Genomic DNA, 21,098 nt, shown 5'->3' with positions numbered 1-21,098 from the left:
ATAAGCGTGTTAATCATAGGTTTTCCTTAAAGTAGCTGGCAATTTGCTCTTCCATATAGAGACGGCCGTCTGCCTTGCGTGGCATGTGTCGCTCATCTGGGAACAGCAGCAAGTCATACCGCTTGCGCGCGGCAATCAGGCCATTGACAAGACGTGCAGTGTGGCGAAAATGCACATTTTCATCAATAAGGCCATGCACCAGCAGCAGCTTCCCTTCAATTTTATCCAGATGGTGCATCACGCTGCTAACCTCATATTCGTCTGCATTTTGTTGCGGCAAGCCCATATACCGCTCCGTGTAGCCCGTGTCGTACCCATCCCAATGGGTGACGGGGGCACCAGCTACCGCTACCTGAAACGTGTCGGCTGCTTTGGCCAGGCACATTGCCGCCATGTAACCGCCATAACTCCAGCCATAAATGCCTACGCGCTTTGGAGCAGCCAATCCTTGAGCTACAAGCCAGCGCACGCCGTCTGCCTGGTCGGTTACTTCTATGCTGCCCATGTTGTGCTTGATGGGTGCTTCAAACGCCAACCCACGCCTGGCACTGCCCTGATTGTCTAGCTTGAAAACCAGAAACCCCTGGCTGGCTAAATATTGCGCCCGCATATCTACCGCCAGGAACCAGTTATTGGTCACCCGCTGGGCATGCGGCCCACCGTAAACGCTCACAATAGTTGGGTGTGGCCCTTCGCCAAAGCTGGCGGGTGGGTGGTAGATGGCTCCGTACAGCAATACCCCTTCACGATTTTGCAATGTAACAATTTCTGGCGTGGGTAGCCTAAGCTGTACGATGCGTTCATCTGGTTGATTGAAAATGGTGTTGAGGGAACGGCCGTCTGCCAACGAACGCAAAACAATTGAGGGTGGCTGCTCACTCGCTTGCTGCACGTCCACAAACTGGTTGCGCTTTACATCTAGCACCACGCTGTGCATTCCTGGTTCTGGCGTCAGCCGCTGCGGCTCATCGCCCAACAATGAAACCCGGTATAGGTGGCTCTCAGTGGGCGATTCTTTCGCGGCCATGAAATAGACAAAATTATTCTTCGCATCCACGCCAGCCACGCTGTCTACTTGCCAATTACCCTGAGTTAACGGCCGTATTTCCCGTCCATCCGCATCATACAAATACAAATGCTGGAACCCCGTTCGTTCAGATGCCCAAATAAAGCCGCTTTCCCCATTTCCCGGCAACTGTTTCAATGGACGAAACATATGGTGCAGATTGATCCACACATCGCTGATTTCTCGCAGCAAGCGTCGCGTCTGGCCCGTTTCCAGGTCAAATTCCAGCAAATCGAGCTGGCTTTGCTCACGGTTTAGAACTTGGGCAGCCAAGCGGCCGTTTGGCAGCCATTTCACCCGCGCCAGATAAATATCATCATCGTCACCCAAATCCAGCCACTGCACGTCACCTCCGGCTCTACCTACAACGCCCAGGCGCACCTTCGCATTTGGCATCCCTGCAAACGGGTAGCGATGGTCCTCTTGTGCCCCTTCGCCAACGGCATCCTTGCCCAGGTGCATAACCCGGTAAACAGGAATATGCGTCTCATCAACCTCTACAAAAGCGAGCTTTTGGCTATCCGGCGACCACCAGTAGCCACGTCGCCGCGCCAGCTCTTCCTGCGCAATGTATTCGGCAAGGCCATTGGTTTTGCCAGTGCCGCGCGCTCCACGTGTTATTTGCTGCGGTTCCCCGCCAGCGGTCGGCATCACATGAAGCTCTGCATCTTGCACGAAAGAAACCCACTGACCGTCTGGCGAAAAATGAGCGTCTTGAATAGGCTTGGCGGGATTGGTAAGTAACGGCCGTAATGGTTCGCCTTCTGCCACAAAAAGATACAGCCCGTCTGGCTGCGGAATGAGCATTTGGCCTGTCTTCACTGACCATTCGTAACGCGTAATGCCTAATTCACGCTGGCGCAGCCGCTCTCGACGCAGCTTTTCTTCCAGCGACAAGTTCTCTTCGCTGCCGCTTTGTGCCGTTGGGGCAATAAGCAAGCGTGATGTGCCGTCCGCCAAATCATACCGATAAAGTTGCCGCACCATTCCACCGTCGGGGCTAAACAGATAAGTGAGGAAACGGCCGTCTGGGCTAAAGCGCAAGGCTCCTGGCACATTCATACCGGGTAAGGGAAATTGCACCAGATCATTCAATTCAATGTTTGGGTTGGGGGATAGGCTCATTTTTGCTCCTCGTGGACCTCTGATTTTGGTGAATTGTAACGAAGAAGCAAAATAAAAACAGAATCGGACTCTGTTGAACTGAGTGCTATAATTTGCCTGCATTTGTATTTTGGTGCCGTTGTACATGGCAACGGCCGTTCACGGAGGATCACATTCATGCCTTTTCAATTTCGCCCACTTGCCATCCCGGAAGTCATTTTAGTAGAGCCACAGCTTTTTGGGGATACGCGCGGCTTTTTTATGGAAACGTACCAATATGAAACGTTTGCCGCCAACGGCATTACTCCCCGCTTTGTGCAGGACAATCATTCACGTTCAGCTAAGGGGGTATTGCGCGGGCTGCATTACCAAATAGATCCTTTTGCGCAGGGTAAACTCCTTAAAGTGGCGATAGGCGAGATTTTCGACGTGGCGGTAGATATTCGGCGCGGTTCTCCTACATTTGGGCAATGGATTGGGGAAATTTTGTCGGCAGAAAACGGCCGTCTTATGTACGTGCCGCCCGGCTTTGCCCACGGCTTTTGTGTACTGAGTGAAACGGCCGATCTCTTGTATAAAACAACCAACTATTACCATCCTGCAAGCGAAAAAGGCATCAGTTGGAATGATCCGCAAATTGGCATTGAGTGGCCTGTCTCCAACCCATTACTCTCAGCCAGAGATCAAAAGCTGCCCACGCTGGCAGATGCAGATTTCAATTTTGTTTACGAAATTGGGGAAAAATCAGGCAAGCTCAACCAGCACTGATGCCGCCACGTTGCGCCCAATGATTTTGGCTTCGCCATCTACCAACAGCGTCATTGGGCCATCAAAGGGAGCCACTGTTTGAATAGTAACGGCCGTTCCCGGTACCAAACCCATATCCGCCAAATACCGCAAAAGCTCACTGTTAGCGTCATCAATAATGCGGCGCACCCAAACCGTCCGCCCAGAAGGAATTGTTGATAGCTGCTCGACAGCAACCTTGGTCATGCTGCCATCTCTGGCAGGAATCGGGTCACCATGTGGATCGAATTCGGGATAGTTTAGGGCAGCAGCAATGCGTTCTTCCAGCTTTTCGCTAATGACATGCTCCAAAATATCAGCCTGCTCATGCACCTCATCCCACGAAAAGCCAAGGGCTTCAATTAAATAAAGCTCAATCAGCCGATGATGCCGAATAACCTCTAAGGCCAACTTCTCGCCAGAAGGCGTTAGGGTCACGCCGTAATGCTTCGCATAATTCACCATCTTCAACTTTGCCAGCCGTTTGATCATGCTGGTAGCCGAAGCCGGCTTCACGTCTCGCGCCTCGGCAATGCGCGATGTGGAGACTGGCGACTCATCCTGGGCCAGCATATAAATAGTTTTCAGATAATCTTCGATTGCCTGATGATTCAAGTTGTGTCGCTGACGCGAACTTCCATCTGGCAGTGTTTCAATTTTTGGCACAGGGCACCTAAAGTTTAAAGCTCATAAACCAACAATATGATATCAAGCTGCTGTTCGAGGGATTGAATTTTTTCCAAATCTTCTTGGGCCAGCTCGGCGAATGAAGCACCTTTTTCAAAAGCCATAATGTGTTTGCCTGTTGTATTTTCTAAAGTCTGGATTTGAGCAACGGCCGTTTCATCCAAATGAGCAATTTTCAACTGTTGAGCCATAAAGCGCCTCCACACAGCAAGTTAACCAGTAGAAACAGTATAATGTATGTTAGGAATATTCTCCAAATAGTGCGTAGAAAATTTGTCTTGTTCCAATCTCCCCCTGTTTAAATCGTGGGTGTTTCCAGCAGGCATTCCTTCTACCAAAATACACAACTTTCAATCGTTATTGATCTTCCTCCATCACCTAGCCAATGTGTTATGATAGAGCATATGGGCAAAGAAACAGGAAGGCCAATTCTCGCAACCAAATTGTTTAGCCCGCCCTTGCGAGGCGATCTTGTCATGCGCCCACGTTTGCTCAAGCAGCTTAATGATAGTCAAGATCAGCGTCTCATTTTCGTAACAGCCCCGGCCGGGTTTGGCAAAACAACACTTGTAACCTCCTGGCTAGCCCAACAGCCAAAAAAAGCTGCCTGGGTATCCTTGGACAACTATGACAACGATCCGCATTTGTTTTTGTCATACATTGTTGCCGCTATGCAGCGGCTTGAAACCGGCGCATGTAGTACGGTTGTCCCGCTGCTAGAATCCCCTGAGCCGCCCATTCCTCAAATCTTATTGACTTACCTGATAAATGATTTGGCCTGCCTCCAGGAACCATGCATTTTGGTTCTCGATGATTATCATGTTGTTAAATCTGCTGAAATTCATGGGCTGGTTGACTTTTTGGTTGATCGTATTCCGAATACGTTGCAGATCGTCATTACAAGCCGGGTTACACCAGCTTTTTCGGTTTCACGGCTGCGTGCACAAAATCAACTGGCGGAGATCAATGCGTTTGATTTGCGCTTTAACTTTGAAGAATCACGCCAATTTTTGAATGAATTGATGCATCTGCACCTGTCTGAATCTGACATCGCGATTTTAGAGCAGAAGACAGAAGGCTGGGTCACTGGCTTGCAGCTTGCCGCACTTGGGCTAAAAGAACAGCAAATTGGGTCTGATTTTATTCAAAAGCTGACGGGCGAAGATCGTTTTATTTCAGATTACCTGATTGAAGAGGTGCTAGCGCATCAACCTGCTGAAGTGAGAGAGTTTTTGGTGAAAACGGCCGTTCTTAAACGCCTCACCGCCCCCCTCTGCAATGCACTCTTAGGCATTAACAATTCTCAATCTATCCTCCTGAATTTAGAGAAAAACAACCTCTTCCTGATTCCGCTTGACAATCACCGTGAATGGTACCGGTATCATCACCTTTTTGATGAGCTACTGCTGAGTCGACTTGAACTTAAATCGCCTGAACAAATACCAATTCTCAATCAAAAAGCATCCGATTGGCACCAAGAAAATGGTTTAACTTTAGATGCCATCGAGTATGCGCTGGAAGCGCAAAACTATGAAAAAGCAATTTCGCTGATCCAAAATGTCAGCTTCAGCATCCAAGACAGCCGACGCCGCACATCATTCATTCGCTGGACAGAACAAATCCCGACTGAACTGGTACAAAAAAGTACGTTCTTATGGATTCAGTACATTTTGGCAGAGTTTTATCATAGCAACTTCAATAAAGTGTCTGATTTTTTAGAAAGAATTGGCGTCAATCCACCAGAAAAAATTACCGACGAACCGATTCCGCCAGATCATGCGTTTGCCTATCCTTTATTAGCTGCCTTGACCTTGCATACCACACTTGATGCCAATCGGGTTAAAGCTCTTAATAGGAAAGCATTGGCTATTTTGCCAAGGAGTGCAGACCTGATGCGCGGGATTGCCTGGGGGCATTTTGGATCGGCTTGTTTAGCCCTAGGGGATATTGAATCAGCATATGCCTATTTAACAGATGCACTTAACCTCATTGAAAAGGACGATGCGTGGTCAGTTTCGCTTGTTTTCTACAGTTATTTGGGTGAAGTCATCGTTGCACGAGGTGAGTTAGAGTTAGCTGCTGCCAAATTTCAGGAAATTCGCAGCGAGGGCGAAGCGCGCGGTTTGCATAAAGGGAATACATTCTCACAAATCTTATTGGGGCCAGGGCTTTTACATTATGAATGGAATGAGCTTGAAATCGCAGAAAATTTAATAATTGAAGGCAACAGGCTTGCAGAGACCAGCACGTCGATTGATCGGTTGTTGTTTGGATTAGGTGCGCTTGTTAAGTTGAAAATTTGCTGCGATTATGCCAAACATATTGATGATAAGTTTATGTACATCGAGAAAGTTGCCGAGACGTATGGTTCTCCACCGTTGGTTATGGAACGACTAGCAGCATTACAAGCACGACTCGATCTACATGAAGGAAAGCAGCAAGAGGCCTTGATGTGGGCCGAAGCGTTTGTACGTTCTCACCCAGAGGTAACAGCATTACAACAGATTGAATGGATGATTGTCGCGCGCATTTGGATGGCTTGCGGGAAGGAATCTGAATGCATGCAGCTATTACAAATGCTGCAATCATTGGCGCGTGAGGATAATCGTGTTCGTGACCAAATCAAGTTGTCGGCGATGCAAATCAATTTATTCGTCCAGCTTGGTGAAATGGAGTTAGCTCTTTCTCAACTATGCAATTTGTTGGAACAAACGGAGTCTGAGAGCTACATTCGTACGTTTGTAGATGAGGGTGAAAACATGCAGCGGGTATTGCAGATAGTTTGGGATGGAAACGGCCGTTTCACCACCCCACCATCCTCAGCCTACCTTAAAAAAATTCTAGACGCTTTCCCGAATCAATTACAACCCGCCAAAGAAATCATTCCCAGTCTGCTCACCCCACGTGAAACCGAAATTCTGCAACTGTTGTCACAAGGCCTTTCATACGCCCAAATGACACAAGCATTAACCATCACTGACAACACGCTCAAAACCCACATCAAACGCATTTATAGCAAACTAGACGTGCATAACCGCGTTCAGGCCGTGTTAGCTGCACAAGAAACAGGCTTACTTTAACGAATCTTAATCACACAAATGTGTGACACTCACCAGTCACGATTGCAACAAAATAACACAAAAGGGTGTTTAGGGCTGTTGCCCATATTTAATAAAATGAAATATCTGATATCGAATGGTTATTCAGAGTTTCTTCTCGAACCAACCTGCCCTAACTCTGAAAAGGGTATGCGAGTAATGACGAACATTGAGTCAGATCATAAAAACAAAGTATCAACCTCAAAGGATAAACTTCCTACCAACACTTCTCTCACCCCAAAGGAGAAAGAAGTCGTTGCTTTATTAGCCAAAGGGCATTCCTACGCAGAAATTTCTAATCATCTTTCAATCACAAAAAACACGCTCAAAACCCATATCAAACGCATTTACAAAAAACTAAAGGTCCGCAATCGCACACAGGCCATTCTTGCTGTTCAAGAAATCAACCAGCTCTAATTTCCCAACAAAAACCAACACTTTCTGCTATTAACCTAAATTCTTGTCACCCTTTTGTGTGACAAAAGGGTTTGTGAAATATTTTACAAAATCACACATAGGTGTGTTTCAATCATCTCCCCCATTTCTTAAAATAATATGAGAATGCTATTACCTGTCGAGGAAGTCGGTGGAAATCCGGTGCTGTCCCGCAACTGTAATCTTTGTGCAAGCAAAGTAAGCCAGACACTCGAAAAACACGTGAATTCTCGTGGATTGGAAGCACAACTCGGATGAAGTTGTGCTTTTTTCATTTTAAGTAAACCCTGAAAAGCGTCATAAAAAGTGAACTGTCACAGGGGCTTACTTTTAAGGAGAACGGAAGCGATATGTGTCGATTCACCTTCAAGGTTTTTTCCGTTCTCCATTTAGAGGAGATATACCTATGAGTGCACAAGACACAAAAAATGGTGTCTCACGCCGTGATTTTCTGAAGATTGCCGGCATGGCTGGCCTTGCTGTTCAAGCAGGTGGATTTGTTGCTGGTGGTATTGCCGCTGGCAGGTCTTCAGAAACCTACACCGGCTGGGAGTCGAACAATCCAGGCACGCAGTTTTTCAACCGCGTGCCCTTTGAAGTAGAAGGACCTGTCTTCACGCCAATTGGAGAAGTACGCCGCCCCAGCCACTTAACAGATTATGTGTTTGGACGTGTGGCAACATTCCAGGCAGCACTTGAAGCCAATCCTGAATGGACCATTGAGGATCCAATTGAAGATTTAGGCTTCCCCCCTCCCTTGAATGAATTTTATAAAACGTTCCCTGAACGGCTGGAATGGGATTACAAAACATTCACTGAAACGATTCCCAACAATATGGTAGATCGCCAAGAGTTTGGCACCTTTTATACCCTGATTGACGTTTACGAAGCCGGTTTCACATCTTTCACCCCACCCAGCCCGACGACTCCACCAGAAGAATCTGACTTTGTTCTGATGGGGCGTGGTGGACCGCAGCCAATCGGTGATCCGATTCCGTTCAAGAGCCCTGAACTCGCTTCAGAATTCATCAAAGAAATTTCGCATCGGTTTGGCGCAACACTGGTTCGTTTCACAGAACCAAATATTGATTGGCACTATGCCGATGGTTGGCGCGGCACCGACAAAGATTACGATCACTCCAAATTGCCTGCACATTACAAGTCAGCGATTGTGGTCGGTGTTCCTATGGAATGGGATGAGGTTCTAGGCAGTCCACAAATGTCAACGAGTATGGATGCGTATGCCCGCGTCTCCATCGCGGCCGTTCGCATTGAAGGGGCCTTGAAAAAGTTAGGGTATCCTTCCCGAGCCAGCACGCCACTCAGTGGTTACGATTTAATTGTGCCGCCTTATGCAGTCGATGCAGGATTGGGCGAACATTGTCGTGCAGGTTATGTGATTACGCCTGAGGTTGGGAGTAACTGTAGAACGGCCGTTATTCTCACCAATCTCGAGCTAGCCCCCGACAAACCCATTGAGTTTGGCGTCAAAGAATTTTGCGAAAAATGTAAAATTTGCGCCGAGCAATGCCCCTCTGGTGCTATTTCCTTCGCGGATAGCTACGACGGGTTAGAAATTCGTGGATACGAGCATTGGTACATCAACAATGGGGCTTGCTACAATTTCTGGCGTGAGTCGATGGGCGGCATTGGCTGCCGTTTATGTGTGGCCAACTGCCCATATAGCCGGAAAGACAACTGGCTGCACGATATGTCCCGCGAATTAGACCCACGTGACCCAACAGGAACTGTCAACAGCACCCTGCTTTGGCTACAAAAGAATTTCTTCGACGCGCCAGAAGCACTCGATTATCGTCGTACCGCAGAGGGTGGCCAATTTGCGCAGTATCGTCGGGAGCCATTCTGGCTGCATGGCGAAACCTATCTAGATATCGATATTACTGATCCAAAGGAGAGTTAAGATGTTTTTTGAAGGAAACGTATTTTGGTTTTTGATGGGTATGCTCGCCATTCTAGTTGGTGTTGGTTTCAAAGCCTTTGCCGACGATCGCGGCTGGCAGTTGAACTGGTGGAAGTGGCTGCTCGTGATCGTTTGGTACTTGATTTTCAACATGAGCTTCCTTGCCTGGGGTACCCTGATTGGCGAATTTGAACCAGGCGCTGGCTGGAAAATGGGCGTCCTGGGACTCTTTATCAGCTTGATTCTTGGCGTTGGTTTGTGGCGACTACTTTCAGCCAAGCCAAGCGCAACATAATTCAATATATTGAGTAGAGACGTAGCCGTTACGTCTCTACTCATTCACAGAAGTTTTGAAATGAATCACGAAACCCTCCAAATCATTCAAGAAATGGCGATTCCGGTACCCGTTGAACGGGTGTGGGATTTCTTGATGGTCGAAGACAACATGAAGCAGTGGCTTCATGCGAATGAATTTATCATCGACCCATACGAGGGTGGCAAAATTGAAATTCCCATCTCTTTCGACGGGGAAAACTGTTTGGTCGAAGGAGAGGTAGGCCTGATTATTCCCAACAAGAAGTTTGTGTTTACCTGGATTGAGCATGACGCGTACGGCAATGCCTGGTTCAACAATACGTCTGTCACAATCGAACTTGAACCAACAAATACTGGCACCAGTTTGACCTTAAAGCATGACGGATTTAAGTATTTGTCAGATGACGTGAAAACGGCCGCTTTCAACAAATACGTCACATTCTGGGAAGCGTCTAATATCATGACCCGCTTACAAACAGCAATTATGAAGGAAACTACGACCCCATGAGTGAAATAAACCGCAAAACAGCAAGTCTACTGCTAACGCAGGCGCGAAAAGAGATGGCCGAGGCGCGTGCAGGCGACGATCCGCACAATATTGCGGTTGCAGCGGCCAACCTAGGATATGCACTCTTCCAGGTGAACAAGTTCAGCGAAGGGCGAAGAAGCTTTAAGGAAGTTGAACGTATCTTCAAACAGCTAGATGATTTTAAATTGCAGGTCCATTGTCTGGCCATCCAAACGACGGCATACCAGGCTACAGAACAGTTCCCGCAAGCCTTTGAAACAGCCCAAAACATTGAAAAGCTGGCCGTCACAAAAGAAGATGAAGAAGTCCAATGCGATGCCTTGGCGACGCAAGGCCAGATTCTGATCGATTCGGGAGAAGAGGTCATCGCCAACAAAAAGCTAAATGAAGCCTTGGAAATTGCCAAAAAGATTGGCGACAAGCGGCGGCAAATGAATGCTGTTGGCGCAATGGGCAACTACTGCATGACCATTGCGTCGGCTGATAAAGCAGAAGCTTATTTCAGGCAAGCCCGCCAATTAGCCCATGAAGTTGGAGATCGGCAAGCAGAGATTGGTTTTCACGGCAACATTGGCACGATTTTAGAGTGGAAAGGGCATCTACAAGAAGCCAGCCAAATTTTCAGCGATGTAGCTGCATTCGTGCATGAAGTGGGCAACTCAAGCGCAGAGTTACAGGCGTATCGGCATCTTGTGAATGTACATTCGAAAATGAACGACTTAGCAAATGTCGTCATCTATGCGCAACAAGGTGTTTCACTGGCTCAAGAAAGTAATGATGAAATTATTTACCACTTTTACAAACATCTCATTTCGACAAATTACCGGCTGAACAAACTGACTGAAGCGCGGAATGCAACTTCAGAAGCTATTGAAAAGGCGCGTACTGACAAGAATCGCAAGCTGGAAATTGATTTTTTGCTGGGTCTTGGCGAATCGTACATGGTAACGAATGAGCTAGAGCAATCGTTGGCCAGTTACAAAGATGCACTTGCGGTCGCAGTTAGAATGCAGCGCATGACTGATATGGCACATTTGCTGGGCAGGGTTGGTGTCGTTCTGGCCGAACTAAATCGCACGGATGAAGCAATTCAGCATCATGAAGAAGCGATTGCGTTAGCACGCACGCATGAGCTGCCCGACTTGGAAGGTGAGCAGTTGGTGATGCTGGCAATGGCATTTGACGAAAAAGGTGAGATTGAGAAGGCAAAAAGGTTGTGCGAAACGGCCGTTTCCGTCTACACTCGCGCCAATCTCACCGAGCAAGCAAACAAAGCACGCAGTTTCTTGGCCGAGCTAGCCCTAACTGGACAACACGTATGACACAGGCAAAAAGCAATAGAAAACAAATCACAGACATTATTTTGATTGTTCTCATTGTTGTGTGCGTTGGGTTCATATTGGTTGAGATGACCAACAATCTAACCAATGAACTCGAAGCGCAAAATCAAACAACCATCACGACGATTCAGCAACAAGCAGAACCAACACCTCGCCCCACCTTAACCGCAGAGGAACGCGAGGACATTTTTTCTGCTCCAATTGAATAAGGTAATCGGGGAGAGGAGCAAACATTGAGCAAGACCAAACCCATCAAACTCAAAATGAGTAAACGAGATAGAACAAAGCGATGGGAACGATGGCTAGCGATTGCCGCTATTGTCACAATCGTCATTGCCTGGTTTGTGGGCGCAACGCTGGAGGCCAACGATACAATGCCTGCTATTGAAGCGGCCATGCCAACGGCAGACCGCTTTGAGAACTTAGGCAACGACACCTTCGCAGCCTACACGAATCAATCGGAAGAAGAACTGATTGGCTACGTGACGCTTGGTGAAGCTGTTGGTTACGGCGGGCCGATGGTCGTCGCCGTTGGGGTAGATTTGGCAGGAAATGTGGTGGGAACGGCCGTTTCCGACCATGTTGAAACCCCATCCTATTTCAAGCGTGTCATGGACGCTAACTTCATCGACCAGCTATTGGCCAAACCGTACGATGACCCATTCCAAATTGGAGAGGATTTGGACGGCATCACTGGGGCAACTTATACGGTGAGTGCATTGGCAAATGCAACCTTGAACGGTTCCCAAATTGTCGCGGGGCAACAGCTTGGGTTGGCAGTCGAAGCACCACCACCAACGAAAATTGTGTTTGGCATTCCAGAAATTACTGTTTTGGCTTTATATATCGTTGGCTATTTTGCCCATCAACGCAAATTCAAGTACAAGAAACAAGCACGGTGGGCGATGCTCATCACCGGTTTGGTTGTGCTTGGTTTTTGGTTCAATTTGCCACTGACGATTTCCAAAATCAACACCTTCTTGCTCGGCTTTTGGCCGCAGTGGCAGACCAATTTGTATTGGTACTTCCTGCTGGGCGGCATTTTCTTTGTGCTTACCGTGGACAACAAAAACGCTTATTGTTCATGGTTCTGCCCATTTGGCGCGGCGCAAGAGTGCATGGGCGCAATTGGTGGCGCAAAAATCAGCGGCCCCCGTAAATATCGCCGATTTTTCCTTTGGTTGCAGCGCGGGTTAGCCTGGGGGGCTATTGTGATTGCGCTGCTGTTCCGCAATCCGGGGCTTTCCAGTTATGAAGTGTTCGGCACGCTCTTCAGCTTCACCGGCTCAACCATCATGTTTGGGTTGCTAGGCATCATTTTGGTCATGTCGCTGTTTGTAAAACGGCCGTGGTGCAATTTCCTTTGCCCACTAGACCCGGTTTATGACATTATTCGTCTTGTGCGTGGCTGGACAATGGATTTTGTTAAAAACGCAAGAAAGGGGGCCGCAGCGTCATGACCCTCTATTCACGAAGGCAAATTATCAAGATGATTGGCGTTAGTGCTGCTGCTGGTGCCGCCTGGAAATTAGGATTCAGCGGGCAAAATTCTCCACTCATAGAGATTGCTGAAAGTCGTGTATTGATGGGGACGGTCGTCAATTTGACGGTAATTGGTGAGGATGAAAGCATCGCAAAAACGGCCGTTTCCGCCACCCTCGATCACATGGCACACCTCGAAACTATCCTCAGTTGTCATCGCCCAGACAGCGAATTGTCAATACTGAACCGGGAAGGTGCGCTGCAAAACGCCAGCCAACCATTGTTAGACGTTACCGCGCAAGCACAGCAAATCAGCGGTATTTCAAGTGGTGCCTTTGACATCACAATTAAGCCGCTGGTGGATTTGTATCAAGCAAATCATGCTCAGGGGGAGATGCCAACGGAAACGGCCGTTTACACTACCCAACAACTCGTCAACTACAAAAACATCATCATTGAAGGCAAAAATATCCACTTTGCCAAACCCGGCATGAGCATCACGCTGGATGGTATTGGCAAGGGGTACATTGTGGACGCAGGAACGGCCGTTTTGCGCAAACATGGCTTCAAAAACGTGATGGTTGAAGCTGGCGGCGACTTAATGGCTTTAGGCGCGAAAGACAACAACCAACCGTGGCGGATTGGCTTGCAACCACCGCGACCGCAAGCTGAAGCCAACATGACAGTTATTGGCTTACGCAATCAGGCAGCCGCCACCTCTGGAGATTACATGCAGCCATTTACGGCTGAATTGAGCCAACACCACATCATCGATCCACGCACTGGCTACTCGGCACCAGAACTGGCAAGCGTGACGATTACTGCGCCTTCGGCCATGTTAGCGGACGGGTTGGCAACGGCCGTTGCCGTGCTAGGCTCTAAAGAAGGTTTAGAACTAATAAACCAACTGTCTCTTGTTAAAGCCTATTTAGTCACAAAAGAGATGAAGCAGATTTTCTCAATCAACAGTTCAATATAAATATTCCATAACTAATGCACAAAAAACATTTTCTGCACAAGATTTTGGGTCAACTTCTTGCCATCTTCGGTGCAAAATATGGGAAAACGCAAGGAATTCGAATAGGTAAATCCCATATATATGGGGTTGCCAACTTTTGTTCCGGTATATCTTGGTTAGTGGTGCGATTGTCAAGGTGCTAACCTTAAAAAAAACAATTTTTAAGGTTTCCGAAGTCTAAAAATCTCCAAGCTTTTAAGGGAAAATTTGCAAATTTCCATTGCATCACAGCTATCCATCTGTTAGAATGATTATGCCGTTGCACAATAATCTGCATAGCAAAACTGACACAAAATTGAGGTCGAGAGGGACCATCAATTGTTTTTTTGTCCCATGAAAATGAGGAGCCAACTAAAGGACAAAAAAGCAGGTGTCAAAAGCAATTTTGGGTAGAGGGACATCCAGGAAACCCACGAACTGTGTCTAGCGGCCATTTATATTTTTCCCGCAATTGATCTGTTGGCTTAGGCGTACGGTCGTTTCTGTTCGCACGCCTGTTGATCGCAAAATTGGCGTGGTTAACTTCCGTATGGTGCAAATTATGATTCCTGAGAATGCGTGGAAAGCAACCCTGGGCGAACTAGAACTCCAGATGACCAAAGCAACCTTCAACACTTGGCTGAAGGATACTTGCTTGTTGCGCCACACGAACGACGTTTATGTTGTTGGTGTTCGCAATGCCTACGCCAAAGATTGGCTAGAAAACCGGTTGCACGACACCATCCTCCGCACGCTCTCTGCCATTGTTGATGCTCCTGTCGAAATTCAATTTGTGGTTTGGACAGATGAAATTCCCCAGGACATTGTTCGTGAAGCTGTTGGAGAGGATTCTTCTGTTATGTTGAATGGGGCTGTTGTGGAAGAAACGGCCGTAAAAATTCCCAAAGCCTCACCCTCTACGAATGGCAACAGCCTCACCCGCCGCTTCACTTTTAGCAACTTCGTGGTTGGCTCCAGTAATCGTCTGGCGCATGCCGCCGCCCTCTCCGTCGCTGAACATCCTGGCCAAACCTACAATCCGCTCTTTATTTATGGCGGCGTGGGGCTGGGCAAAACGCATCTTCTGCACGCCATCGGCCACAAATGCCAGCAAGAAGGTCTTTCCGTTTGCTACATCCCCTCGGAAACATTTACCAACGATCTAGTGCAATCAATCCGCACCAAACAGATGGAACAGTTCCGCGAGCGATACCGCACGCCTGACGTGCTGCTTATCGACGACATCCAATTCATCGCTGGCAAAGAAAGCACCCAAGAAGAGCTATTCCACACCTTCAACGAGCTACACAGCCAGGGCAAGCAGGTAGTTATCTCCAGCGACCGCGCGCCGAAAGCGATGGCCACATTGGAAGAGCGGCTGCAATCCCGCTTTGAGTGGGGACTCATGGCCGACATCCAGATGCCAGATATCGAAACCCGCAAGGCCATTTTGCAAACCAAGGCAGAAGCCAACGGCCTGGCCGTCCCTGACGAGCTAATGGACTTTATTGCCCAGCAGGTGCGTCACAGCATTCGTGAACTGGAAGGTGCCTTTAACAAAGTGATGGCTTATGCTCATCTCTCTGGCGGCAAAGTCAATATGGACCTCGTAAATATGGCCCTGGCTGATCTGATGCATCGCCCAGAGAAGCTGACAGTTGAGCGCGTGTTTGAAGCCGTCTGCAAATATTACAATGTTACCAACGATGATTTAGTCGGCTCCAGCCGCAAGAAAACCATTGCCTACCCCCGCCAAATGGCCATGTACCTGGCCCGGACAGAAACCAACGCTTCCCTCCCACAAATCGGTGAAAAATTAGGCAATCGTGACCACACAACTGTGCTTTATGGCTATGAAAAAATCGCCACCCTTATTGATGCGGATTCCCAAATTCGCCGCGACTGCATGGAAATTAAGTCATCTATGTATGGCGCACCAGTTGCCTAAAAAGATTGCCTGAGACCTGTCTGTTTCTTTTAATCAAGTCAGGTCTCGCCACGCCTCTTTACCCCAGCTTCATTCGATCGTAAAATTTAAGCAAAGTTAAACAAAACCGTTTGCCGAACATGCTCGGCAACATTTTTAGGGAGTTACCATGCAACCATCACTTGGATTTGACGTTTATCTGAACAGTTCTTACGACGAGGCTATTACGGCCGTTACTGCTGAATTACAAAAAGAAGGGTTTGGCGTTCTCACAGAAATTGATGTGAAAGCGACATTGAAGAAGAAGCTAGATGTTGATTTTCGGCCGTACAAAATCTTGGGTACCTGCAACCCTACCCTGGCCCACAAAGCATTGAGCCTTGTCCCAGAGGTCGGCCTGTTGTTGCCTTGTAATGTGACGGTGGCCCAAGAAAAAGACGGCCGTATTCACATCAGCATCATCAACCCCCAGCAAATGCTTGGCGTAGTTGAGCATCCAGACCTGGAAGCCATTGCCTGTGATGCAGAAGAGCGACTAAAGCGCGTCGCCGCCGCCCTGTCGTAAACAGCAAACGGCCAACCCATTACTGAACCATGCTCATCCACCACGACAACTTCTCCTCACAATTCATTCCGGCGCGGCATGTGCATGTTTGGCTACCAGACAATTATGAGCAGCAGCCAAATTTAAGGTACAGCGTGCTGTACATGCACGATGGGCAAAATCTATTCAGTCCGGAGACAGCAACCGATGGGCAAACGTGGGATGTCGCTGAAGCGTTGGCGACATTAATCGCATCAAATGAAGTGCGTCCAACGATTATTGTGGGCATCTTTAATCACAAGAATCGGTGGGAGGAGTATTGTCCGGAACGGCCGTTAACCTACTCAAACGCTAAAAATCTGTGGCAGAAATTCCGATCATTCTTTGCAGTACCCATCCGCTCAGACAGCTATCTGCGCTTTCTAATCGAAGAGCTAAAGCCATTCATTGATAACACGTACCGTACCCAGCCGGCACGTGAAGAAACATTTATCATGGGGTCTAGCATGGGCGGGTTGATTTCGCTTTATGCAGTTTGTGAATACCCAGAGATGTTTGCCGGTGCGGGCTGCCTTTCCACCCATTGGCCCACTGTGAAAGGCATCATATTGCCGTATTTGGAAGATGCGCTGCCCCCACCTGGCCAGCACAAAATCTACTTTGATTATGGTACGGTCACGCTAGATGCCCAGTACGAACCGCTGCAAAAACCAGTCGATGCGTTAATGGCGCAACACGGCTACCAACCCGAGCATGATTGGATAACCCGTCGATTTGAGGGCGCAGAACACAATGAACCCGCCTGGCGTGCACGTGTCCACATCCCCCTCACCTTTTTACTAAGAAGATAGCCACAGAGCACACAGAGGAAAAAGAGAAACAACAAACTCTCTAAAACCTCTATGATCTCTGTGGCAAAAAAATTAAGCGCGTTCGATGCTGAGGTGCTTTTTGCGGACGCGGTAGTTTCCCGTTTTAGCCAACACCTGCTCGGCAAACTGCTCTGGCACATCCACCAAAGTGTGTTCATCCTGAATGTGGATCGCCCCAATCGTGGAGCCGGGAATATCGGCGTGGAAGGCAATGGTGCCAACAACATCGTTCACTCGCAGGCCCTGGCTCTTGCCTGCGCTGAGGCTCATCCGAACCATGCCGCGCTCATGAGACCGCTTGCTTTGGCTACTGCCACTTGGGCGGCGCTTTTTGTTGTGACGGCCGTTTCCAAACTTCCCTTTTCTGCCCCGACGAGGCGGTTCTGCAACCACTTCACTAATCCGGGCAATGGGACGCTGCTTTTCTTCGGCGCGGGCTAACTTGAGGGCCACGGCCGCAATTTCCAGCAAATCGTGTCCTTCGTGGGCCAATTCTGTCACCAGCTCCCGCTCGCGGGCGCAGCGGCCTCGACGCAGCCAAACCGCCATCTTCTCGAGCAGTTCTGCCTCTCGCCGATTTTGGATATCGTCAATGGTTGGTAACTGCGCCCGGGCCACCTTTTGCTTGGTGTACTGCTCGATTTTTCGCAGCCGCCACTGCTCTTTCGGTGTCACCAGCGACAAGGCAACGCCCGTCCGCCCAGCGCGTCCCGTGCGACCTACACGATGCACATAAATTTCAGAATCCTGCGGCAAATCGTAGTTAAACACGTGAGAAATATCGTCAATATCCAAACCGCGCGCCGCCACGTCGGTGGCCACCAGCACTTTAATCTGGTTCTTGCGAAAGCGGTTCAGAACCTGCTCACGCGCCTGCTGGCTCAAATCGCCATTTAACGCTTCTGCGGGAAAGCCGCGCACGGTCAACTCGTTCGCCAGTTCGGCCGTTCCCAGGCGGGTGCGGGCAAAAATCAGGGCGCTGCTAATTGGCTCCACCTCAAACAGTCGCGTCAGCGCAGCCAGCTTATCTTTCTCGTTTACCAAATAAGCACGCTGCTCAATCGCTGCCACTGTGCGCTGGGAGCGTTCAATACTAATTGCTTCTGGGGCATTCATATATTTGTCGGCCAGTTGGCGGATTTGGCGAGGCAACGTGGCGGAAAAGAGTGCCGTTTGTCGTTCAGCAGGCGTCGCCTCCAAAATCGCTTCGATATCTTCGATGAAACCCATGCTGAGCATCTCGTCCGCCTCGTCCAGCACGACGGTTTGCACCTGACTCAAATCTAGCTTGTTGCTTTTGAGCAAATCGAGCAGGCGGCCAGGGGTGCCGACTACCACATCAACCCCACGCCGCAGCGCGCCGATTTGGGGGCCGTAAGCGGTACCGCCATACACAGCCAGGACAGTGATTTGTCGGAGACGACCGTACGCCTCCATCGCCTCTGCCACCTGCAAGCCAAGCTCACGGGTGGGAGCCAAAACCAGGGCCTGTACGTGACCAAGACCGGGGGTTAAATTGTGCAAAATGGGGAGAGCGAAAGCGGCCGTTTTGCCAGTACCCGTTTGCGCCTGACCGAGCATATCTTTGCCAGTCAGCATCACGGGGATGACGCCCTCTTGAATAGGGGTTGGGGTTGTGTAACCGCGCTCAGTTACAGCCTGCACCAGCTGCGGATGCAGGTTTAAATCGGTAAATTCAATTGTCATGACATGCTCCTAAAAATTAGCCACAGAGAATACAGAGGTAAAAGAGAAATATTCTCTAAAATCTCTGCGGCCTCTGTAGCAAAAAAAGGCTTTGAGTTGTCCACTGTGCGGCTGCGACCTTGCGGTTCATCAGCCAAAATCCTGCCCACAGCTTGCTCGTACTCAATCACCCAATCGAATTTGGAGCGTGTCTGTGGCAAAAAAAGAACCCGACTTACTGTGCCGGGCTACCACCTGGAATATTCAAAACATCTTGTTGATAAGCTGCTGGACTTTCTCCAGCGGGCGGAAGTCTACCATGAACCTGGCAAATGCACGAATTTATGCGGAAGAAGAGATGACACGGCCGTTCTGGGGACACAGTTACGCCACTGAAGCATGTCGCGCCCTGTTCGACTTTGCCTTTAGCCAGCTAGACATCCATCGTAAAAGACGAATGGCTGTAGAGGCGTTTCGCGAAACGCCCCTACAAAACTTGCCAGATTGACACAGTTTCGGATAATAGATTCATCCTTGTACTCGCAGCGAGTACACATGAGGCTGACCAATGACAGACTGAGTTTTCCCAAACGTTCTTCCTGATTTCTGAAATCTCCCCCACGCGGGACATCGCTGGCTGGTGCTTTGCCAACCAGCACTGGGTAAACTCATGCTAACGGCACACAATCTTTCTAAAGCCTACGGGCTTTCTCCTATTCTTGAAAATATCACCTTCTCTATTAGTGCTGGCGAGCGCGTCGGGCTGATTGGACCCAACGGCTGCGGCAAAAGTACGCTCATGCGCCTGCTCATCGGCCAGGAACGGCCAGACAGCGGTAGCATCACGCTAAATCCGCCTAACCTGCGGATTGGCTATCTAGCCCAGGGCTTCTTGCCCGATGAAAACCAAACGCTGGGTGAGTTGCTGCACCAAACCGTCGGCAATCCAGATGAACTAGAGGCCGAGTTGGGTGAACTGGCGTTGGCGTTGGCAGAACGGCCCAATCAAGAACAGATTCAACTCGCGTATGATGGCGTGTTAGATAAGTTAAATCGGGCGGATTACGGCCGTATCCAACCCCTCCTCGCCACCTTCCAACTGGATTACCTCGACCCCGATCTGCCTGTACGCAGCCTCAGCGGCGGCCAGAAGACCCGCCTTGCCCTTGTCCTCATCCTCCTGGACGAACCCCAGTTGCTCCTGCTCGATGAACCAACCAACCACCTGGACATCGGCATGCTGGAATGGCTGGAAGCGTGGCTGCGCGGCTTCAACGGGGGCGTCCTCATCGTCTCCCACGACCGCGCCTTTTTAGACCAAACCACCACCCGCATCCTCGACCTAAATCCCTACAGTCACACCATCCGCGAATATCCCGGCAACTACACAGATTACCTCCGCCAATATCTTGTTGAGCAGGAAAAACATCTATCTGCCTGGAAAGACCAACTGTATGAAATTCGCCGCATGAAGCAAGACATCCAGCGCACTTTTGAGCAAGCCCGCTCAGTGGAACGTAGCACCACGCCCCGCCAGCCCAACGTGCGACGCCTGGCTAAAAAAGTGGCTCAAAAAGCCAAATCCCGCGAGAAAAAGCTGGACCGCTACCTGGAATCCGATGAGCGCGTGGAAAAACCGCTGCGCAGTTGGCAAATGAAGCTGGATTTGGATGAAGCCCCCCACCTCGGCAAAGATGTCCTCTTCTTGGAAGATTTGGCCATTGGCTACCCCGGCCACGTGCCGCTGCTTACGCAAATCAACCTGCAAGCCCAGGCGGGCGAGCGCATCATCTTGACAGGGGTCAACGGCAGCGGCAAAACCACCCTGCTGCGCACCATCGCTGGGCAGCTAGAGCCACAGGCGGGGCGCGTGCGGCTGGGGTACAGCGTCCAGCTTGGCTACATGGCCCAGGAGCAGGAACTGCTAGACCCCGACGACACGCCGCTGTCCACCATCCAGACCGTCGCCCCGCTCAACGAGACGGACACGCGTTCCTTTTTGCACTACTTTTTGTTCACGGGGGATGATTCGCTGCGGCCGAATGGGCAGCTAAGCTACGGGGAACGCGCGCGGCTGGCTCTAGCGCGACTGGTGGCCTCTGGCTGCAACTTCCTACTGCTAGACGAACCCACCAACCACCTGGACATCCCCTCCCGCACTATGTTCGAGGAAGCGCTCAGCCAGTTCGAGGGCACCATCCTCGCCGTTGTCCACGACCGCTACTTCATTGAACAGTTCGCCACCAAGCTCTGGCTTGTTAATGACGGCCAATTGGAGCTAATTTATGTGTAAATATCTATCAACCGGT

At 49.5% G+C, this 21,098-nt stretch carries 19 protein-coding genes and 1 riboswitch; of the genes, 15 read left to right on the top strand and 4 right to left on the bottom strand.

Features of this window, described 5'->3' with window-relative positions:
- Positions 1–13: 13 nt before the first annotated feature.
- Positions 14–2,191 (bottom strand): S9 family peptidase, encoded by a 2,178-nt coding sequence (locus ACOQPU_RS06750; RefSeq protein ID WP_420644361.1) that lies wholly within the window; start codon positions 2,189–2,191, stop codon positions 14–16.
- Positions 2,192–2,347: 156 nt separating this feature from the next.
- Here ACOQPU_RS06750 and rfbC point away from each other — a divergent pair, with 156 nt between their 5' ends.
- Positions 2,348–2,938: a dTDP-4-dehydrorhamnose 3,5-epimerase gene (rfbC, locus tag ACOQPU_RS06745; protein ID WP_420644360.1), complete on the top strand. Its 591-nt coding sequence runs from the start codon at positions 2,348–2,350 to the stop codon at positions 2,936–2,938.
- Here rfbC and ACOQPU_RS06740 read toward each other — a convergent pair.
- The gene (locus ACOQPU_RS06740) at positions 2,915–3,622 is read right to left on the bottom strand and encodes a metal-dependent transcriptional regulator (RefSeq protein ID WP_420644359.1); all 708 of its coding nucleotides are present in this window, start codon (positions 3,620–3,622) and stop codon (positions 2,915–2,917) included. The genes rfbC and ACOQPU_RS06740 overlap by 24 nt on opposite strands.
- A gap of 14 nt (positions 3,623–3,636) precedes the next feature.
- Entirely contained in the window at positions 3,637–3,834 is a 198-nt protein-coding gene (locus ACOQPU_RS06735) for a hypothetical protein (protein ID WP_420644358.1), read from the bottom strand.
- A 213-nt stretch (positions 3,835–4,047) separates the two neighbouring features.
- Between ACOQPU_RS06735 and ACOQPU_RS06730 the strand changes: the two genes are divergently transcribed.
- The 12 genes from ACOQPU_RS06730 (at position 4,048) to ACOQPU_RS06675 (ending at position 17,082) form a co-directional block, all read left to right on the top strand.
- Positions 4,048–6,723: a LuxR C-terminal-related transcriptional regulator gene (locus ACOQPU_RS06730; RefSeq protein ID WP_420644357.1), complete on the top strand. Its 2,676-nt coding sequence runs from the start codon at positions 4,048–4,050 to the stop codon at positions 6,721–6,723.
- A 177-nt stretch (positions 6,724–6,900) separates the two neighbouring features.
- On the top strand, positions 6,901–7,158 hold the full coding sequence (locus tag ACOQPU_RS06725; protein ID WP_420644356.1) for a helix-turn-helix transcriptional regulator: 258 nt from the start codon (positions 6,901–6,903) through the stop codon (positions 7,156–7,158).
- A gap of 159 nt (positions 7,159–7,317) precedes the next feature.
- Positions 7,318–7,389, top strand: a riboswitch (cobalamin riboswitch).
- A gap of 193 nt (positions 7,390–7,582) precedes the next feature.
- Positions 7,583–9,097: a reductive dehalogenase gene (locus tag ACOQPU_RS06720; protein ID WP_420644355.1), complete on the top strand. Its 1,515-nt coding sequence runs from the start codon at positions 7,583–7,585 to the stop codon at positions 9,095–9,097.
- Between the two features lies 1 nt (position 9,098).
- Positions 9,099–9,392: a hypothetical protein gene (locus tag ACOQPU_RS06715; protein WP_420644354.1), complete on the top strand. Its 294-nt coding sequence runs from the start codon at positions 9,099–9,101 to the stop codon at positions 9,390–9,392.
- Between the two features lie 60 nt (positions 9,393–9,452).
- Entirely contained in the window at positions 9,453–9,920 is a 468-nt protein-coding gene (locus ACOQPU_RS06710) for an SRPBCC family protein (RefSeq protein WP_420644353.1), read from the top strand.
- Positions 9,917–11,263: a tetratricopeptide repeat protein gene (locus ACOQPU_RS06705; protein WP_420644352.1), complete on the top strand. Its 1,347-nt coding sequence runs from the start codon at positions 9,917–9,919 to the stop codon at positions 11,261–11,263. Before ACOQPU_RS06710 ends, ACOQPU_RS06705 begins: the two co-directional genes overlap by 4 nt.
- A complete protein-coding gene (locus ACOQPU_RS06700; protein ID WP_420644351.1) occupies positions 11,260–11,490 on the top strand; it encodes a hypothetical protein in 231 nt (76 codons plus the stop codon). The genes ACOQPU_RS06705 and ACOQPU_RS06700 overlap by 4 nt, the downstream gene beginning before the upstream one ends.
- A 24-nt stretch (positions 11,491–11,514) precedes the next feature.
- Positions 11,515–12,741 carry a 4Fe-4S binding protein gene (locus ACOQPU_RS06695; RefSeq protein WP_420644350.1) on the top strand — a complete coding sequence of 409 codons (1,227 nt, stop codon included), beginning with the start codon at positions 11,515–11,517 and terminating at the stop codon, positions 12,739–12,741.
- The gene (locus ACOQPU_RS06690) at positions 12,738–13,742 is read left to right on the top strand and encodes an FAD:protein FMN transferase (protein ID WP_420644349.1); all 1,005 of its coding nucleotides are present in this window, start codon (positions 12,738–12,740) and stop codon (positions 13,740–13,742) included. Before ACOQPU_RS06695 ends, ACOQPU_RS06690 begins: the two co-directional genes overlap by 4 nt.
- A gap of 580 nt (positions 13,743–14,322) precedes the next feature.
- Entirely contained in the window at positions 14,323–15,708 is a 1,386-nt protein-coding gene (gene dnaA / locus ACOQPU_RS06685) for a chromosomal replication initiator protein DnaA (protein WP_420644348.1), read from the top strand.
- Between the two features lie 148 nt (positions 15,709–15,856).
- Positions 15,857–16,252 (top strand): DUF302 domain-containing protein, encoded by a 396-nt coding sequence (locus ACOQPU_RS06680; RefSeq protein WP_420644347.1) that lies wholly within the window; start codon positions 15,857–15,859, stop codon positions 16,250–16,252.
- 29 nt (positions 16,253–16,281) lie between these two features.
- Positions 16,282–17,082, top strand: a complete 801-nt coding sequence (locus ACOQPU_RS06675; RefSeq protein WP_420644346.1) for an alpha/beta hydrolase — start codon at positions 16,282–16,284, stop codon at positions 17,080–17,082.
- 72 nt (positions 17,083–17,154) lie between these two features.
- Here ACOQPU_RS06675 and ACOQPU_RS06670 read toward each other — a convergent pair whose 3' ends face one another.
- The gene (locus ACOQPU_RS06670) at positions 17,155–18,810 is read right to left on the bottom strand and encodes a DEAD/DEAH box helicase (protein ID WP_420644345.1); all 1,656 of its coding nucleotides are present in this window, start codon (positions 18,808–18,810) and stop codon (positions 17,155–17,157) included.
- Between the two features lie 193 nt (positions 18,811–19,003).
- Between ACOQPU_RS06670 and ACOQPU_RS06665 the strand changes: the two genes are divergently transcribed.
- Both ACOQPU_RS06665 and abc-f read left to right on the top strand, forming a co-directional pair.
- Entirely contained in the window at positions 19,004–19,297 is a 294-nt protein-coding gene (locus ACOQPU_RS06665) for a GNAT family N-acetyltransferase (protein ID WP_420644344.1), read from the top strand.
- Between the two features lie 162 nt (positions 19,298–19,459).
- Positions 19,460–21,082, top strand: a complete 1,623-nt coding sequence (gene abc-f / locus ACOQPU_RS06660) for a ribosomal protection-like ABC-F family protein (protein ID WP_420644343.1) — start codon at positions 19,460–19,462, stop codon at positions 21,080–21,082.
- Positions 21,083–21,098: the final 16 nt, after the last annotated feature.

This window comes from Candidatus Leptofilum sp. (assembly GCF_965223285.1).
In the GTDB taxonomy this organism is placed as follows: Bacteria; Chloroflexota; Anaerolineae; order Promineifilales; family Promineifilaceae; genus Leptofilum.
Note: the sequence above shows the minus strand (reverse complement) of the source record. Positions and strands in the feature narration are given on the sequence as shown.

Bases quoted from the DNA above. Each gene is read 5' to 3' on its own strand.
- ACOQPU_RS06710 (WP_420644353.1), top strand. From the start codon at position 9,453: ATGAATCACGAAACCCTCCAAATCATTCAAGAAATGGCGATTCCGGTA.
- ACOQPU_RS06680 (WP_420644347.1), top strand. From the start codon at position 15,857: ATGCAACCATCACTTGGATTTGACGTTTATCTGAACAGTTCTTACGAC.
- ACOQPU_RS06720 (WP_420644355.1), top strand. From the start codon at position 7,583: ATGAGTGCACAAGACACAAAAAATGGTGTCTCACGCCGTGATTTTCTG.
- abc-f (WP_420644343.1), top strand. From the start codon at position 19,460: ATGCTAACGGCACACAATCTTTCTAAAGCCTACGGGCTTTCTCCTATT.
- ACOQPU_RS06715 (WP_420644354.1), top strand. From the start codon at position 9,099: ATGTTTTTTGAAGGAAACGTATTTTGGTTTTTGATGGGTATGCTCGCC.
- ACOQPU_RS06690 (WP_420644349.1), top strand. From the start codon at position 12,738: ATGACCCTCTATTCACGAAGGCAAATTATCAAGATGATTGGCGTTAGT.
- ACOQPU_RS06735 (WP_420644358.1), bottom strand. From the start codon at position 3,834: ATGGCTCAACAGTTGAAAATTGCTCATTTGGATGAAACGGCCGTTGCT.
- dnaA (WP_420644348.1), top strand. From the start codon at position 14,323: ATGATTCCTGAGAATGCGTGGAAAGCAACCCTGGGCGAACTAGAACTC.
- ACOQPU_RS06725 (WP_420644356.1), top strand. From the start codon at position 6,901: ATGACGAACATTGAGTCAGATCATAAAAACAAAGTATCAACCTCAAAG.
- ACOQPU_RS06750 (WP_420644361.1), bottom strand. From the start codon at position 2,191: ATGAGCCTATCCCCCAACCCAAACATTGAATTGAATGATCTGGTGCAA.
- ACOQPU_RS06705 (WP_420644352.1), top strand. From the start codon at position 9,917: ATGAGTGAAATAAACCGCAAAACAGCAAGTCTACTGCTAACGCAGGCG.
- ACOQPU_RS06730 (WP_420644357.1), top strand. From the start codon at position 4,048: ATGGGCAAAGAAACAGGAAGGCCAATTCTCGCAACCAAATTGTTTAGC.
- ACOQPU_RS06700 (WP_420644351.1), top strand. From the start codon at position 11,260: ATGACACAGGCAAAAAGCAATAGAAAACAAATCACAGACATTATTTTG.
- ACOQPU_RS06670 (WP_420644345.1), bottom strand. From the start codon at position 18,810: ATGACAATTGAATTTACCGATTTAAACCTGCATCCGCAGCTGGTGCAG.
- rfbC (WP_420644360.1), top strand. From the start codon at position 2,348: ATGCCTTTTCAATTTCGCCCACTTGCCATCCCGGAAGTCATTTTAGTA.
- ACOQPU_RS06675 (WP_420644346.1), top strand. From the start codon at position 16,282: ATGCTCATCCACCACGACAACTTCTCCTCACAATTCATTCCGGCGCGG.